This is a genomic window from Permianibacter fluminis (genome assembly GCF_013179735.1).
Taxonomy (GTDB): Bacteria; Pseudomonadota; Gammaproteobacteria; order Enterobacterales; family Permianibacteraceae; genus Permianibacter; species Permianibacter fluminis.
The window spans coordinates 2572685-2589592 of the sequence record NZ_JABMEG010000001.1 but is presented as its reverse complement, the minus strand read 5'-3'; the positions used below and the strand labels follow the sequence as shown (position 1 = coordinate 2589592).

At 59.4% G+C, this 16908-nt stretch carries 14 protein-coding genes and 1 tRNA gene; 6 read left to right on the top strand and 9 right to left on the bottom strand.

Annotated features, from left to right (window positions below; genetic code table 11):
- The first annotated feature begins 451 nt into the window (after positions 1–451).
- Positions 452–1468 carry an asparaginase gene (ansA, locus tag HPT27_RS11230; protein ID WP_172243187.1) on the top strand — a complete coding sequence of 339 codons (1017 nt, stop codon included), beginning with the start codon at positions 452–454 and terminating at the stop codon, positions 1466–1468.
- A 55-nt stretch (positions 1469–1523) separates the two neighbouring features.
- Positions 1524–1811 carry a hypothetical protein gene (locus tag HPT27_RS11225; RefSeq protein ID WP_172243184.1) on the top strand — a complete coding sequence of 96 codons (288 nt, stop codon included), beginning with the start codon at positions 1524–1526 and terminating at the stop codon, positions 1809–1811.
- 244 nt (positions 1812–2055) lie between these two features.
- Here HPT27_RS11225 and HPT27_RS11220 read toward each other — a convergent pair whose 3' ends face one another.
- The gene (locus HPT27_RS11220; protein ID WP_172243181.1) at positions 2056–2331 is read right to left on the bottom strand and encodes a YeaC family protein; all 276 of its coding nucleotides are present in this window, start codon (positions 2329–2331) and stop codon (positions 2056–2058) included.
- A gap of 129 nt (positions 2332–2460) precedes the next feature.
- Here HPT27_RS11220 and HPT27_RS11215 point away from each other — a divergent pair, with 129 nt between their 5' ends.
- Positions 2461–3282 carry a substrate-binding periplasmic protein gene (locus tag HPT27_RS11215; RefSeq protein WP_172243178.1) on the top strand — a complete coding sequence of 274 codons (822 nt, stop codon included), beginning with the start codon at positions 2461–2463 and terminating at the stop codon, positions 3280–3282.
- Between the two features lie 55 nt (positions 3283–3337).
- On the opposite strand, the gene HPT27_RS11210 is transcribed toward HPT27_RS11215, so the two are convergent.
- The 5 genes from HPT27_RS11210 to HPT27_RS11190 form a co-directional block, all read right to left on the bottom strand.
- A complete protein-coding gene (locus HPT27_RS11210; RefSeq protein ID WP_172243175.1) occupies positions 3338–4657 on the bottom strand; it encodes a hypothetical protein in 1320 nt (439 codons plus the stop codon).
- Positions 4658–4758: 101 nt separating this feature from the next.
- A tRNA-Arg gene (locus tag HPT27_RS11205) sits at positions 4759–4835 on the bottom strand.
- A gap of 48 nt (positions 4836–4883) precedes the next feature.
- Entirely contained in the window at positions 4884–6278 is a 1395-nt protein-coding gene (locus HPT27_RS11200) for a pyridoxal phosphate-dependent decarboxylase family protein (RefSeq protein WP_172243172.1), read from the bottom strand.
- A gap of 161 nt (positions 6279–6439) precedes the next feature.
- A complete protein-coding gene (locus tag HPT27_RS11195) occupies positions 6440–8200 on the bottom strand; it encodes an acyl-CoA dehydrogenase family protein (protein ID WP_172243169.1) in 1761 nt (586 codons plus the stop codon).
- 49 nt (positions 8201–8249) lie between these two features.
- The gene (locus tag HPT27_RS11190) at positions 8250–8762 is read right to left on the bottom strand and encodes a CinA family protein (protein WP_328820685.1); all 513 of its coding nucleotides are present in this window, start codon (positions 8760–8762) and stop codon (positions 8250–8252) included.
- A gap of 86 nt (positions 8763–8848) precedes the next feature.
- On the opposite strand from HPT27_RS11190, the gene mutS reads away from it, so the two are divergent.
- The 3 genes from mutS to HPT27_RS11175 all read left to right on the top strand — a co-directional run bounded on the left by mutS (position 8849) and on the right by HPT27_RS11175 (position 14282).
- The gene (mutS, locus tag HPT27_RS11185; protein WP_172243166.1) at positions 8849–11467 is read left to right on the top strand and encodes a DNA mismatch repair protein MutS; all 2619 of its coding nucleotides are present in this window, start codon (positions 8849–8851) and stop codon (positions 11465–11467) included.
- Positions 11468–11573: 106 nt separating this feature from the next.
- Complete coding sequence (fdxA, locus tag HPT27_RS11180; RefSeq protein WP_172243163.1) at positions 11574–11897, top strand: ferredoxin FdxA; 324 nt, start codon at positions 11574–11576, stop codon at positions 11895–11897.
- 213 nt (positions 11898–12110) lie between these two features.
- Positions 12111–14282 carry a S46 family peptidase gene (locus HPT27_RS11175; protein ID WP_172243161.1) on the top strand — a complete coding sequence of 724 codons (2172 nt, stop codon included), beginning with the start codon at positions 12111–12113 and terminating at the stop codon, positions 14280–14282.
- 75 nt (positions 14283–14357) lie between these two features.
- Here the strand turns inward: HPT27_RS11175 and HPT27_RS11170 are convergent, their stop codons facing one another.
- The 3 genes from HPT27_RS11170 to HPT27_RS11160 form a co-directional block, all read right to left on the bottom strand.
- Positions 14358–14795 carry a GNAT family N-acetyltransferase gene (locus HPT27_RS11170; protein ID WP_172243158.1) on the bottom strand — a complete coding sequence of 146 codons (438 nt, stop codon included), beginning with the start codon at positions 14793–14795 and terminating at the stop codon, positions 14358–14360.
- 121 nt (positions 14796–14916) lie between these two features.
- Positions 14917–15606, bottom strand: a complete 690-nt coding sequence (locus tag HPT27_RS11165; RefSeq protein WP_172243156.1) for a tRNA-uridine aminocarboxypropyltransferase — start codon at positions 15604–15606, stop codon at positions 14917–14919.
- 140 nt (positions 15607–15746) lie between these two features.
- Positions 15747–16553 carry a DUF2189 domain-containing protein gene (locus HPT27_RS11160; protein WP_172243153.1) on the bottom strand — a complete coding sequence of 269 codons (807 nt, stop codon included), beginning with the start codon at positions 16551–16553 and terminating at the stop codon, positions 15747–15749.
- Positions 16554–16908 lie beyond the last annotated feature (355 nt).

Sequence of the window (16908 nt, the reverse complement as noted above, 5' to 3'; positions counted from 1 at the left end):
GCCGGAACCGGAGGCGATCCGAGGAGATCATCCGCAACTTGGCGAAAACACGTCATGCCGCCAAGCCGGATACCTGCGTCATTCAAGGTTCTGGCAGGCCGCGGGGGCTGGCTGGAACCTGGCGCCAGGAGGCGCGTACAGGGGGGAGGATTGGTGAGGCTCATACCCGCTGCGGTTTTGATGCCCCGCAGCAAGGGCGCGAACTATAGGGGCCGGAGCCGCAAAAAGCGAGCGGTTTCTGAGCGTTGCGGCATATTTCCACCGGGTTGCGGCCCTTTCCGGCTCGTTTTCCGGCGAACTCAGCCTGTTTCGGGCCAAGCCGGTGCCAAACTGGCCCGACCGTCCCTGTTATTCAGCCTTCTTGGGCCTTGGCCGCTACAATAGCGGCCATTCTCGGGCTCGGCCGCATTTCACCGGCCCCTGCCCTGAGCCACGCCTTACAGGACCTGACATGACGCGTTCGGTTTACATCGCCCACACCGGCGGCACCATCGGCATGAAGAAGACCGCCAACGGCTACGCGCCGGTGCGTGGCTACCTCGATGAAGTCATCCGGACCATGCCGGAGTTTGCCCGTGAGGACATGCCGACAGTCGTCGTGCGCGAGTTTGAAACGCTGATCGACTCCTCTGACATGACGCCGTCGGAATGGTGGCGCATCGCCCAGGACATTCGCGATCACTACGATCAGTTTGATGGCTTCGTGATTCTGCACGGCACCGACACCATGGCCTACACCGCGTCAGCGCTGTCGTTCATGCTGGAAGATCTGGCCAAGCCGGTGATCGTCACCGGTTCGCAGATCCCGATGTGTGAGTTGCGCACCGATGGCCGCGACAATCTGATCAGCGCCGTGCTGCTCGCCGCCAATTACGACATTCCGGAAGTCTGCCTGTATTTCCACGACCGGCTGTATCGTGGCAACCGCAGTCAGAAAGTCGACGCCAACGGTTTTCACGCCTTTGACTCGCCCAACTTTCCGCCGCTGGCCGAAGTCGGTATTTCGATCGAGGTCAATCGCTCGCTGCTGCTGCCGGGTCCGAACAAACCACTGCGCGTTCAACAACTGAATCCGCCGATGGTCGGCACCATGTCGCTATTCCCCGGCATCAATGCCGGCATCATCGAAAATTTTCTGAAGCCACCGCTGCAAGGTTTGATTCTGCAGAGTTACGGCAGCGGCAATGCACCATCGAAAAATGCCGAGCTGCTGCGGGTCCTGCAGGAAGCCAATGATCGTGGCGTTATCGTGGTCAATTGCACCCAGTGCTATCGCGGTCTGGTCGACATGAACACCTACGAATGCGGCCGCGTACTGATGCAGCACGGCGTCATCAGCGGTTATGACATGACCCGGGAAGCGGCGCTGACCAAACTCTATTATCTGTTCTCGCTCGGCCTCGACACGGCCAGCATCAAGCAACGGATGCAGCAAAACCTGCGTGGTGAATTGACCCATCCAGGTTGATGCGAGAGGCTGATGTGAGAGGTTGAATCGAGAACATGATGCAAGGACGCAAGTGATGGCGGACTTTCTCGGCTACGGATTGGCCGCAGCGATCTGTCTGCCGTTTGCCCTGTTCCTGCTCAAAGACTGGTTTGGCAACCGGCAGAACTTCATCAAGGATGTGCGCAACGCTCACGGCAGCGAGTTTCGCAAGTTCTTCCTGAAGAGCCGCAAGCGAGCAGTCGCCGACCAGTTGACCGAACTCAAACTCGCCTTTGCCATACTACTGCCCTTGCTGTTATTGGTTGTGCTCGGCTCGATCTTTGCCAGCTTGTTTGCGGCGCTGCTGGGTCAAACGGGCTGATGATTTCAGGCCAGATAACGGCAAATAAATGCCCGATGAGGTAGCTGTCTCAGCGGGATGCTCACTGTAGCTCGTTCATGGTTCGACGAGCTCACCACGAACGGTAAGTGACGTGCTGCAGGTTAAACAGATCGTTCGCCTTGAGCTTCTCGAAGGGTAACGGCATACGAACCGAGGCATCTCCCCAATCCGAAATAAAAAAGCTCAGGTCTTGGCCTGAGCTTTTTTGTTGAACGGTGCGATGTTACTGCAGCGTGATTTTGAAGGTCGCGTGCGCTGCCTCCAGCCGTTCTTTCTCGCTGTCACAGAGAAAGCGCATCTCGCCGCTGTCATCGATGGTGTAAGCCTCGCCGTTATGTGGCTCATAGCGGGCTTGCCAGAGCATCAAGGCCTCCATGATCGTCTGGCGCTGCTCATCGCTGAGCCGAACGCCATCCGGCCATTTGCCAAGCTCCACCGCACGGGTCAATTTCTCCCGGATGTCGGGCGTCATGCTGGCAATCAGCTGGTCTACGGTCATGGTCGGCTCCGGTGGTATAAAGCGGCGGGATTCTAGCAAATCTACCCATTACTGTGCGCCAAGCTGCCAACCCGGTCGTATCCAGTGCAAGACGAGGGACCTATACTCCAAAAAAAACAGAGGTAACAGATGACAGCCGTACCGCGAATTCTGCTGCTGACATTGGCTTTCAGCTCGCTGGTCGGGCTGAGTGCCCCTGCGCAAGCCGAACCGCCGCTGGTGCGCGCCTGCGACAATGACCAGGACTACCCTCCCTTCCGCTGGCGGGAAACCGGCGCTGATGGCCAGCTGATGGTGCGCGGGCTGGGCTATACCCTGATCCGGGACATTCTCGCCAGAAACGGCTGGCGACTGGAGCTGGATCTGCTGCCGCTGAAGCGTTGTCAGCAGGAAGTCGCCAACGGCGAGCGCTATCAATTGCTGATCAACAGCAGCCCCAATCCGGAACGCATCGCCACCTACCTGCTGACCGAGCCGTTTGCTCAGGTGCATTTTCACAGCTTTTATCTGCAGTCGCGCTACCCGGACTTTACGCCGGTGCTGAACAAACGTGATTTGCGCAGCCTGCGGGTCTGCGGTATTGCCGGCCACAATTTCGCGATGTTTGATTTGCCGTCGGACCGCATCGACATGGGGCCGGAAAATTTTGCCGCGGCATTCCGGATGCTGCGCAATGGCCGCTGCGATGTACTGCCCTACAATCTGGAAACCATCGAAGGCCTGCGGATTGTCGGCCAGGACGTGCTGGCTTCCGGCGAAATTGCCCACCACGCAATTGGCGATATGCAGCCCTCCCCGCTGGTCATGGCAATCTCCCGCAATTACCGTTACGGTCCGTCACTGAAACGGTTGATTGATCGTGAATTGGCGACGATGCGGGCCAGTGGCCAGTTGGAAAGACTGCAGCAAGAGTTTCGTCATGCTGCAGCCAAAAACCCAGAGGTCAAATAGAAAAAGTTTCCGCACAACAACCCAGTCGCGTGAATACGCAACCTGGGCGGTCGCATCAGTAACCATCTCCCATCAGCACATAACAAACGCCCAGCACTGTCCAGGGTGCCGTGCCGCCAGTGGGCAGCGGCATGGCGCGATAACGCAGCGAGCCATCCGGCTTGCGTTCGTTATTCAACAAATCACGAATCTCGCGCACCAGCTTGCTGACCGCGATCTGCGATTCCCAGCTGCGATAGGCATCAGGCCATTGCAGCGACAACTGCCGTGGCCGGGTGCCACCGTAACCCGGCACGGTACCGAGCGCCGCAAAGCGCTTGCCAAGGTTTTGCTGACCAGTTTCTGCCAACAGAAAATCCAGCCGCGAGACCAGTGACGCCGAGACCCGGCTATTCCAACCAATCAAGGGCAAAGCGCCGGCTTCGCTTTCCTTGTGCGCGGTGGTCAGGGCGGCCAGCCAGGTCCAGCCGCTGTTCATTTTGGCTTTGGCGCTGGCATCGGCGGTCAATGCGGCTTGCACCACCTTACGCACGTTATCAATGGTTACTTCACGCTGCGGGACACCGAACAGGTTGAAAATCTCATTGGCGATTTTGACCGCGAGAAATTGCTCTTCAACGCTCCATTGCCGCTGGTCTTCGACCGTTTTGGCCAGCAAACGGGCACGGTACAACAGCGAATTGGTCAGAAAGCCGTAAGCGCTGTAACCAATGCGCGGTTTCGGCCAGAAAAATTTCTGCAGACGATCATGCCAACTGCTGACCGGTTCGCCGACCGGCTGCCGCTGATACATCGGCTGATAGGGTTCTTCATCAATCCAGCGCACCAAGGCCTTGAGGTAATCGCTGTCCGGCGCATCAGCTTTGGGTAGCACAGGCGGGTAAATGCTTTCGCCAATGACACAATTGCCGCCATCGTCGATCACCACCGGATCATCGCTGGAGGTTTCGATATCGGCCTGCACCCGCGCTTCGGCGTACACCAGATACATTTCCTGGGCAACGAATGACAGCGAATCCCAGTAATCGAGCGCCTGATCGGTCAGCCGCGCGCCCGGCACATTGCTGCCGGTAGCATCGTCGACATAGCTGCAGGAACGCAGCAGTGCCGGGTTCAGCCGAATGAAATCATCACTGGCCTGCACGGTATTGCGGAACGGCCACGGCACCATCAAGCGGGCAATGACATCCACCGAAAACCGATGACCGCGCGCCAACACCTCGCACAATTTGCCGTCGGCGTCATGACGCGGAATACGGCCTTCGCGCCAGCTTTCCGGCTGCGGATGAAAACGCTTGAACCAGACCTTCCAGGCGGCAATGAAAATGCCACGCGACAACTGGAAGTTATTGGCAGAAGGAAAAGTGACATGCATGGAGGCTGGCCATCAATGGCGGCTTGGAACCCGCACATGATAAGCCGTGCCATCGCTGTCGTCACGATGACTCATGCGGGCCCTACTGAAACAACAGGAGATGGCGTCCCGGAGACGATTCGAACGTCCGACCTTCCCCTTAGGAGGGGGATGCTCTATCCAGCTGAGCTACCGGGACGCGGGCCCGGCATTCTAGCCAACTGCCCCGGTCTTGGCCATTGCCAGCTCAGCCCAATCGCTCAAGCGCCCGCGCCAATGCCGCAACGATACGGTCGATATCGGCAGCTTCCGTGCGCCAATTGCTGAACGCGGCGCGAACGCCCCAAGTGCCCTGATACACCGTCGGCGTCAGAAACACTTCGCCATCATCGCGCAGCAAACGGACCAATGTCTGGATACGTTCCGCCGTCGGCCGGTCGGTCAGACTGAAACAAACCACGTTGAGCCGGGTCGGTGCGAGCAATTGCAGACGCGGTTCCTGCGCCAGCCGCGTGCTCAGGGCATCCGCCAACGCGACATTGCGGGCAACGATGTCAGCATGGCCGGCGCGGCCATAGGCGAGCAGGCTGAACCAGGCCGGCAAGGCACGAAAGCGACGGGAATTTTCCGGCGTCAGGTGCACGAAATCCGGATCGCCGGTCGGCATACCGAGGTAGACCGATGCGTTCTGGAATACCCGGACTTGCAGATCCTGACGACGGCTGAATTGCACGGCGCTGTCATAGGGCACGTTGAGCCATTTGTGCAAATCGATGCAGACAGAGTCGGCCAGCTCCAGCCCTTTCAGTTTGTCAGCGTGCTGAGGCAGCAAGCGGGCAAACGCGCCAAATGCCGCATCGACGTGCAACCAGAACGGATAACGCGCGCGCAGCGCGGCAATCGCCGTCAGATCATCGAAATCGACGCTGTTCACCGTACCGGCATTGGCAACGACGATCACCGGTTGATCGGCGCGCGCTGCCAGCGCCTGCTCCAGTGCGGCCACATCGACGGCTTCGCGATCCGGCAGCAAGGCGATCGATTGGATCGCCTTGCGCCCGATGCCGAGCATGGCCGCCGCTTTGTAGACACTGGAATGGGTCGCGCCGGACAAAATCTCGATCTTGCCGAGTGCGGCATGACCGTCATCGGCGACGCTGATGCCGCGCTGCTCGCCGCACCACTCGCGCGCGATCGCGAGGCCGACCATGTTGGAAACGGTGGCGCCGGAAACAAAGCTGCCGGCAAATTCGGCCGGCAAATCAAACAAATCGCGCAGCCAGGCCAACGCTTCCCGTTCCAGCAACTGCCCGGCACCGTCGAGGCTGTTCATCGGGTTCTGATCGAGCGCACTGGTCAGCCAGTCACCGGCCAGCGCGGCCGGCGTCGCACCGCCGGTAATGAAGCCGAGGTAACGCGGTCCGGCACTGGCGCTCAGCTGCGGCTGCCAGCGCTCACTGAACTGCTGCAAGGCAGTGGCAAACCCGACACCTTCACTGGACAGCGGTTGCGGCACTGAGGCCTCGGCCCGCTGCGCTGGCGGCCGGTCCGGTAACTGCTGCAAATAGCCGGTGGCGTGTTGCATCACCGCTTCCAATACCTGGGAAATGGTGTCGCGTTCCTGTTGCAAACGGTCGTACATGAAGTCTCGCTTGGCACTGATCTTTCGTGACCTCAGTGTAGCGAAACCCGGGCGAGCGGATCGTCGCGTATCAGGAAACAGTGCGTTACCAACCGATAAAAGAAAAGCGCAATCCGGAGATTGCGCTTTTTTGATGGCTGACAAAAACCAACCGTCATTGCTTAAACCGCGAAGTAGCTCGCGTCCGGCTCGGCCCAGTCGTGACCGTCACCGACGATCAGCGTCCGCAGCGTTGCGGTGCGCGGCAGCAGCTGGCGGCGGAAGAAGTCGGCGGTCAGCAGTTTGTGCTGGTAAAAACTGTCGCTGTCTTCTGCGGCCTCGGCCAGCGCCGCCTGTTGCGACCACAACCAGCCGTAGACCAAATGGCCGGTCAAGTGCAGGAAGTGCACGGCGTTGGCGCCCGCATGGCGGCCACCATCGTCAGCATTTTCCAGCAGGGTATCAAGCGCCAGTTCGAAGTCACTGGCCGCTTGGGTCAGCGACGCTTTCCATTCGGCATCTTTCAGTTTTTCGGCATAGCGGCGAATGGCCAGCAGCAATTCTTCCGCAGTCTCACCTTTGTTGGCGATCAATTTGCGACCGACCAGATCCATGGCCTGCACGCCGTTGGTGCCTTCGTAAATCTGGGCGATGCGGGCATCGCGAACGGTCTGTTCAACGCCCCATTCACGGACATACCCGTGGCCGCCCAGCACCTGCACACCATGATTGCAGACGTCGAAACCGATATCGGTGAAAAACGCTTTGGCCACCGGCGTCAGGAAGGCCAACAGTGCTTCAGCTTTCACTTTCACTGCCGCATCTTTGCCGCTGTGTGCTTCATCGAGCAGGCTGCCCATCCACAGTGCCAGCGCGCGGCCACCTTCGGTGTAGGCACGCATGGTCAGCAGCATGCGCTGCACATCCGGATGGACGATGATGGGATCAGCCGCGTTGGTCGAGCCCGGTGCCCGGCTCTGCTTGCGCTCGCTGGCGTAACGCGCGGCGATTTGCCAGGCGAGTTCACCGAGGCCGACACCTTGCACGGCAATCGACAGGCGCTCGACGTTCATCATGGTGAACATGCACTTCAGGCCTTCGTTCGGCTTGCCGATCAAATAGCCCTTGGCGCCATCGAAATTCATGACGCAGGTGCTCGACGCCTTGATACCCATCTTGTGTTCGATCGAACCGCAGCTAAAGGCGTTGCGCTCGCCGAGTGAGCCATCCGTTTTGACGTCAAACTTCGACACCAGGAACAGCGAAATGCCCTTGGTGCCGGCCGGCGCGTCCGGCAGCCGTGCCAACACCAGATGGACGATGTTGTCGGTCAAATCGTGCTCGCCGCCGGTGATGAAAATCTTGGTGCCACTGATGCTGTAGCTGCCGTCACCATTCGGCGTCGCCTTGGTTTTCAAAAGACCCAGATCGGTGCCGGCATGCGGTTCGGTCAGGCACATCGCACCGGTCCATTCGCCGCTGAGCAGTTTCGGCAAATATGCTGCCTTCATGGCTTCGTCACCATGGGCGGCAATACATTCGGTAGCACCGTTGGTCAGCGAGGAATACAGACAGAACGAGGTGTTGGCGCCGTAGATCATTTCTTCGATGGCGACATGCAGCGTGCGCGGCAGGCCCTGACCGCCGTATTGCGGATCACCGCAAAGCGACTGCCAACCGCTTTCGGCGAACTGCTTCCACGCGTCCGGAAAACCTTTTGGCGTTTTCACAACACCATTGCTGATGCTGCAGCCTTCTTCATCGCCGCTGCGATTGATTGGCGACAGCACGCCGCTGCAGAATTTGCCCGCCTCTTCCAGCACCGCGTCGACCAAACCGGCATCGAGTTCGGCATGGCCGCCGAGCTGTTGCCAACGTTCCGGCAGTTTCAGCCATTCGAGCAACAGAAAGCGGTAATCACGGATGGGGGCTTGATACGTCATGAAAGTCTCCTGAAGCGTTTCTGATTTTTTGAAAAAATGTTTTGGCCACTCAGCGCAAGCTGTCGAGCAGCCACTGCAGCCCGTATTCAAGCGCCTGTTCGCGCACCGCCGCACGTTCACCCGGGAAGTGCTGCACGCGCGCTTCCACCGCCACGCCTTTGCGCGCCAGACCGAACCAGACCATGCCGATCGGTTTGGCATCGCTGCCGCCATCGGGACCGGCGATGCCGCTGACACTGATTGCGATATCGGCCTTGCTGCGCGCCAGCGCGCCAAATGCCATCGCCATCACCGTTTCGCTGCTGACGGCACCGAATTGCAGCAGCGTACTGGCCGGCACGCCGAGCATCTGTTGCTTGGCATCATTGCTGTACGTGACAAAACCGCGATCGAACCAGCGCGAGCTGCCCGGCAAAGCGGTGCAGGCCGCGGCGATCAAGCCACCGGTGCAGGATTCGGCGGTCGCCAGCCACATGCCGTTGGCCGTCAGCGCTTGCGCCAGACTGGCCACTTGTTGAGCAATGTCCCGGTTCACATCCCGGCCTGCATCTGGCGTTTGCACGTTTGTTGTCCTTGCAGCGCTGCGCCTGTGCGCAGCGGCGACTATTCGTATTGGGTTGGGCCGACGCAGCCAGTAGAATGCCGGCGATGACGACGACCACACTCCCCCCGACGCCGGATCTGTCCGGCCACACGCCCATGATGCAGCAGTATCTGCGCATCAAGGCGGCTCATCCCCAGCATTTGCTGTTCTACCGGATGGGCGATTTCTACGAGCTGTTTTACGACGACGCCGCCACCGCCGCGCAGGCGCTGGACATCACGCTGACCAAGCGCGGCGCCTCCAATGGCGACCCGATCCCGATGGCCGGCGTGCCCTGGCATGCCATGGAGCCTTACCTCGCCCGGCTGGTGAAACAAGGTTTCACGGTCGCCATCTGCGAGCAGCTCGGCGACCCGGCACTGAGCAAGGGCCCGGTCGAGCGTGGCGTGGTCCGTATTGTCACCCCCGGCACGCTGTCCGACGAAGAACTGTTGGACGAGCGCCGCGACAACCTGATTCTAGCGATCACACAAAGGTCTGACCACCGTAACGGCGGTTCGCACTTTGGCGTTGCCACCCTCGAGTTGGCAAGTGGCCGTTTCGCATTAAGTCAGCCGCGCTCGCTGCCCGAGCTCTGCGCCGAGCTGCACCGGCTGCAACCGGCAGAACTGCTACTTGATGAAACTTTGTACGAACTGCCGTTGCCGCCGCTCGGCGCCCGCCGGCTCTGCCCGGCCTGGCAGTTCGACCCGGCCTCGGCGCGCGATGCGCTGCAGCGCCATTACAACGTCCGCAACCTCGACGGCTTTGGTCTCGCGGCAGAATCCGGCACAGTCGAAGTCGGCACAATCGAGGCAGCGCTGGGCGCCGCCGGCGCGCTGCTGCAATACGCCAAGGAAACCCAGAAAACCGCGCTGCCGCACCTGCGGCCGCCAACCTTCGAGCGCGGCGACGATGCCCTGCAGCTCGACCCGGCCACGCGGCGCAATCTGGAGTTGTCGGAAACCCTGCGCGGCGACGACCGCCACACTCTGCTGCAAGTGCTCGACCGCACCGTTACCGCGATGGGAACCCGGCTGCTGCGGCGCTGGCTGCACCGGCCGCTGAGTCAGCGCGCCGCCATCGAGCAGCGGCTGGATGCGGTCGAGGCGCTGCTCAATTCGGCACAGCTTGCCGAGGTTCGCACCGCACTGAAATCGGTCGGCGATCTGGAGCGGGTGCTGGCGCGCATTGCGCTCGGCTCGGCTCGCCCGCGTGATCTGGTCCGGGTCCGCGAAGCCACGCGCGCGCTGCCTGAACTGTTCGCTGTCTTGCACGCGATCCCGAGCACAACGCCAAACAACAGTCTGCGGCAACTGACCAGCGGCCTGCGTGCGTTCCCCGATGTCGAAGCGCTGCTGACCCGCGTCATTGCCGAGCAACCGTCCAGCCTCGTGCGCGATGGTGGCGTCATCGCCGCCGGTTACGACAAGGAACTCGACGAACTACGCGAACTGTCCGAAGGTGTCGACGGTTTTCTCGAACGCATCGAAGCCGAAGAACGCGCCGCGACCGGCATCGGGACTCTTAAGGCCGGCTTCAATCGCGTGCACGGTTTCTATCTGGAAATCTCTCGCGGTCAGGCGCATTTGGCGCCGGCACATTACCGCCGCCGGCAAACGCTGAAAAACGCCGAGCGCTTCATTACCGAATCGCTGTCAGCGCAGGAAGAACGCGTGCTGCGTGGCAGCGAGCGCGCATTGCAACGGGAAAAAGAGCTGTACGAAAACCTGCTGGCGACGCTGCGCACGGATCTGCCGGCGCTGCAAGCCTGCAGCGATGCACTGGCCACCCTCGATGTGCTGCAGTCGCTGGCGGATCGGGCCGGTGCGCTGAACTATGCCCGGCCGCAGCTGCGCGACGAGCCCGGCATTGTGATCCGGCGTGGTCGTCATCCGGTGGTCGAACCGTTCATCAGCGAAGCGTTTGTTGCCAATGACACGGTGCTGAACAGCACGCGTCGCAGCCAGATCATCACCGGCCCTAACATGGGCGGCAAATCGACTTACATGCGCCAGATCGCGCTCATCACCCTGCTCGCCCACGTCGGCAGTTTCGTGCCGGCCGACAGCGCGGAAATCGGTCTGGTTGATCGCATCTTCACCCGAATCGGCGCCAGTGACGATGTCGCCGGCGGCGCCTCGACCTTCATGGTCGAGATGAACGAAACCGCCAACATCCTGCACCACGCCAGCGCCCGCAGCCTCGTGCTGCTCGACGAAATCGGCCGCGGCACCAGCACCTATGACGGACTCGCACTGGCTTGGGCCTGCCTCGAACATATCCATTTGAACATCAGGGCTTTGACGCTGTTTGCCACCCATTACTTCGAGCTGACCCGCTTGCCAGAGCAGCAAACCGGCATGGTCAACCTGCATGTCAGCGCGACCGAGCACGGCGATTCGGTGGTATTCTTGCACGCCATTGAAGACGGTCCGGCCAACCGCAGTTACGGCATTCACGTGGCGCAACTGGCCGGTCTGCCACTGGCTGTGATTGCCCGGGCCCGCGCCCATCTCGGCCAGCTCGAATCGCTGACACCGGTGGCAGCAGCCACCGCGACTGCCGGCACAGCGCCGGCAACCGATGCGGCCCATGCCCTGCTCGATGCGCTCGATATCGATCGCATCAGTCCGCGCGACGCGCTGGACGTGCTATACCAATTGAAATCGTTGCGGCGTTGAGTCGCCGGCAAAATCAGGTCTGTCACCCCGGCAAACGCCCCGGGGCCATTTTTAGCAACTAATGGCTGATCGCTGCCGCGCGGTCACATGAAATCAGGAGTTCACCATGGCATTCGTCGTCGTCGACAACTGTGTTCGCTGCAAGCACACCGATTGCGTGGAAGTGTGCCCGGTTGACTGCTTCTATGAAGGCCCGAATTTTCTGGCGATCAATCCGGATGAGTGCATCGACTGCGGCCTCTGCGAACCAGAATGCCCGGTCAACGCCATCTATGAAGAAAACGAAGTGCCGGCGGATCAAAAGCAATACATCGCGCTGAACGCCGAGCTGGCCGCCAAATGGCCGAACATCACCAAGAAGAAAGACGCGTTGCCAGACGCCGAGAAATGGGATGGCGTGCCGAACAAGCTGCAGTATTTGGAAAAATAGGCGCGGAAAAATAATCGCGGCTAAACAGCGCCTTGAAGCGGCGAACCGAAAAGTCTGACCGAAAAAATTGAATTGAAAAGCAAGGGCCGTGAACGCGACCTCTGCTTATTTGCTGATTAAGTTTGCGTTTACCGCTGTATCAAACACAGGGCTGGTTCTGAGTCTGTCGGAGCGATTGGCCCCGTTTTCAACGTTGCAGGAACCCTCACGACCATGACCTGTCTGCCTCGTGCTTTGCCGGTCGCGCTTTGCGCCCTGCTGTTGCCCATCACCAACAGTTCTGCCGATGAAGGCCAGTGGCAGCCGCATCAGCTGTTACAGCTGAAAACCGAACTGAAGCAAATCGGCATCACGATTCCGGCAGAAAAACTGGCCGACCTCGGCAAGCCGCCGATGAGCGCAATCATTTCAACGGGTGGTTGCTCGGCTTCGTTTGTGTCGCCGCAGGGGCTGGTGGTCACCAATCATCACTGCGCTTACGGTGCCATCCAGCGCAACTCAACGGCTGAACGCAATCTGTTGGCGACCGGCTTTCTGGCCAACACGCGCGCCGAGGAACTGGCAGCCGGCCCGAACGAACGGATTTACGTCACCGACAGAGTCGAAAACGTCACCGACAAAATCCTCAAAGGTCTTGATGCCACACTGACCGGCAAGTCCCGGCTGGAAGCCATTCAGACTCGCATCAAAGCGCTGATCGCCGATTGCGAAAAAGATCCGGCCTATCGCTGCTCGGTGCCGAGCTTTCACCGTGGTCTGGAGTATTACCGGATTCGGCAGCTGATGATTCGCGATGTTCGGCTGGTTTATGCGCCGGCGGAAATGATTGGCAATTACGGCGGCGACATCGACAATTTTGAATGGCCGCGCCACACCGGTGATTTTTCTTTTCTGCGCGCCTATGTCGGCAAGGACGGCAAGCCCGCCGATCCCTCGCCGGACAACGTGCCTTATCAATCGAAAGATTTTCTCGTGGTCTCCGCCGAAGGCTTGAAGAACGGCGATCCGATTCTGCTGGCGGGCTATCCCGGCCGCACCAACCGCTACAAACTGCCGAACGAAATCCGTTTTGCCCGCGACATCGACTATCCGGCGCGCGTGCAGGAATACGAAGCCGACCTTGCCGTCATCGCCGCAGCGACCGGTATCAACGCCGAGTGGCCGGTCCGCTACGCCAGCACCGTCAAGTCCATCAATAACCGGATGAAGAAACTGCAAGGCCTGCTCGACGGCTTTGCCCGCAAAGACATAGCGGCCATCAAGGACAAACAGGATCTGGCATTTCGCAGTTGGCTTGGCAAACAGAAAGATGCCGAGAGCAATCAGCAGTTGCTCAATGAACTCGACGAATTGATTGCCGCCGATCAAGTCATTACCCGACAGGAATTTGCCTTCTCAAAAGCCACTGGCAGCGAGCTGCTGCGCGCCGCCATGACCTTGCACCGACTGGCCAAGGAAAGCCAGAAGCCGGATGCCGAGCGCGAGCCCGGTTATCAGGATCGCGATGTGCCGTTTATCCGCGCCCGCCTGAGCCGTCTGGAGCAATCGTTGGTGGCTCAGGTGGATTTCACCCGCTGGCAAGCCTCACTGAAGCGCTATTACAGTTTGCCGATTGAAGATCGCATCCAAGGTTTCGATCAGCAGTTGCCGAACGGCTCGGATCTGGATGCCCGGCTGACCGCGCTGTATCGCGGCACCGAACTTGCCGACACCAGCAAGCGGCTGGGCTGGATTGGCCAACCGCTCAGCCAGTTCGAAAACAGCAAAGACGGTTTGATCCGGTTGGCGGCTTTGCTCTATGACACCGCTATGGCACTGGAAGATCAACGCAAGGAAATTGACGGCGAATTCGACCGATTGACACCGCGTTATATGCAAGCGGTGATCGCCTGGAAAAAATCGCAGGGCAAACCGGTCTACCCGGATGCCAATTCCACGTTGCGAATCAGCTACGGCAGCGTCGGTCCCTATTCACCGGTGGATGGCATCAGCAAAGGCCCCTTTACCACGGTGGAAGGCGTGCTGGCCAAACACCGGGCGGAAGAACCCTTCAATGTGCCACTGAAGCTGCAGGAGGCGATCAAGGCTGGCCGTTATGGCCCGTTCCGTGATCCGGTGCTGAAAACCGTACCGGTCAATTTCCTCAGCAGCGCCGATACCACCGGCGGCAACTCCGGCTCGGCGGTCATGAATGCCCGCGGTGAATTGGTCGGCCTCAACTTTGACTCCACTTACGAATCGATCACCAAGGACTGGTATTTCGATCCGGCGATCACCCGCGCCATTCATGTCGATATCCGCTACATGCTGTGGATCATGCAAGAGGTGGATCACGCCGATAATCTGTTGAAAGAAATGACCATCAAATACCCGAAGGCGCCCTAGCCAGCGGGATGAGACCAAGAAAAAGGCGGAGCAAGCTCCGCCTTTTTCTTTGCGCCTATCGCGCCAAGTCACTGTTCAACTGAGATCGCGAACAAAACGGTAGCTGGACTGCGTATAGCCCTCGCGTTGATAAAACGCATGTGCCCGCTCGCGCTTGCTGCTGGAGGTCAACTCTATCTGCGCGCAGTCACGAGCTTTAGCCCAGTCTTCGGCGGCACGCAATAAACGTCGGCCCAGCCCCTGCCCGCGTACTGCGTCACTGACCACCAATGACGATAAACGGGCTATGCGTTTGCCCTGATGGAAATAGAAAAACGTCACCAGCGCCGCCAGCCCAGACACCTGGCCACCAACATCAATCACCAGCACGGTTTGCTGCTCATCAGCGCTCGCTGCGGCAATCAATCCGGCCGCGGTCGCCGGCTCAGTGGGATAGCCCAATTCAGTCAGTAAGCGTGCGACGGATTCGGCATCCGCCACCACCGCGACACGAACCCGCACAACATCTGACATCAGCGAACTCCAATTGAGTGGCCACACTCGCCATGGCAATGCTTCTGTAGGAGCGAGCGTGCTCGCGACGGGTCCGTTCAGCAAATCCAGGCATCGCGAGCAAGCTCGCTCCTACGGTGGTTTATTCGTCTGACGGCTCTTCAGAAGAAGGCAGCGTTCGCGCTTGCTTTGCGACTTGCCGCTGCGCCTTACGATGAGCCCGATACTTGCCGAGCAAACCCTCGAAGCCATGCAGCAGCGCATCGGTTGTGGCTTTGTCTTCGCCGAGCACTTCCAGCGTATAGGCGATCGACTCAATCGTGGACAGGCATTCCTTGCGCGGCTCCTTGCGCAGATTGCCGTACTTGGACAGTGCCCGCGGGTTCAGCACGGCGCGGCGCACTTTCAGCAGCCAGGGGTTGCGCCACCACAGCGTTTTGGCTTGGGCCCAAGTGCCATCAATCGCAATGATGCCTTTGATCTCATCGGCTTCGACATCGGCAATCTCGCCTTTGCGATCGAACACATACAGATCGGATTCGTCTTCGATGCGGGCCAGCTCGCGGAATTTGTATTTGCTGCCGAGAAACAGCACGATCCATTCATTCGGATTGGCGTCCTCACCGACCGCCTTGCGCAGGTTGGCGATGGACAACGCGGTTTTCAGCGTGGATTTTTTCAGGATCAGATTGGCCAGCCGGGCACTGCCAAGCTCTTTGTCCGGCTCCTGCGGATGCTGCAGGATCAGCACATGAACGCGGTTGTCATGCGGCTCAACGAGGTCGCATACACATAGCGGGCGGATTTTGTAGCAGGTGGGACAGGTATCCATGAGGCTCAATCGAACAGCAACAATGCGGCTATTCTAGCGTGTTGGCGCCGCCGCTGCCGCCACTCGATGGTTGAGACTCGCCGGGTTCGCCCCTTTCGTTAGTCAACGACCATCACACAGCTACCAGCACTCAAGGACTGTCACTCGCCCACCGTCCCCCGGTAGGCATGCCAGGTAGCCAGACCGACCCAGGGCCCGGTCAGAATCAACCCGAAAAAGCCGGTCGCAAAACCGGCGCCAATCAGCAGCACAATCAGCACGGCCCAGAACAGCATTGGCAAGGGATTGGCCGCCAACACCCGCAGACTGGTGAAACAGGATGCAAAGGTTTCGGCGTCGCGGTCCAGCATCATCGGCACCGACACGACGCTGATGGCAAAGACTATCGTTGCGAAAATGCCGCCAACCACCAGATAGGTGATGACAAAATCCAGATGCTCCAGCGAGACAATCTGAGCCAGAAAATCCTTCAGCTCCGGCAAGCCGGATGAAAAGAACATGGCAAAGGTGATCAACGACGCGCGGCCCCAGATCAGCAGAATCACCGTGGTGATCAGCAAGTAAATACCGATGCCCTGCACATTCGCCTGCCAGGCCATCATGGTCCGCCACGCCGTTGCCGGCTTGCCGGCCTCGGTTTGCTTCGCCACGTTATAGAGCCCGGTTGCCAGAAACGGCCCGAGCAGAAAAAATCCGAACAGCAGCGTAGTGAAATACTGCAGCGCGTTCAGCAACACGGACTGCAGAATCCAACCCATCAGCGCAAACGCCATGCCGTACAAACCGCTGGCGATTGGATGCAGCCGCATATCGTTCAGGCCCTTGCGCAACCACAGCAGCGGCGCGCTCAGCGTGACAGTACGAACCGCTGGCAATTTGGGACCGGCAAAGGGATCCGTGGAAGGTGTTTCGGGATGATGGCTCGGCGAAAGCTGGGGTTCGGTCATTTGAATAACGACACTTATTATGTGGGTATAGTCGTTTTAACCGCTGACTCGCCGGCTGTAAAGAGTTGTGTTCGAGAAAAATTGGCAACAATGATGACGACGAAAAGCACTATTTTGTCTGCATCAATTTGCCTGTATCAATTAGGTGGCATTCGAACGGCTTCACCCTCACCCTGACCCTCTCCCATCAAGGGAGAGGGGGTCATAAAAGTCCTCGTCCTTGATGGGAGAGGATTTAGGTGAGGGTGAAGTCAGCTATCCGCTCCACGCCTTGACACACTTCCGCCTTCCAGAAGCACAGAATGAATCATCACTCACTTCACAGCGCATCAATACAATCAAGATTGCCAGCTGC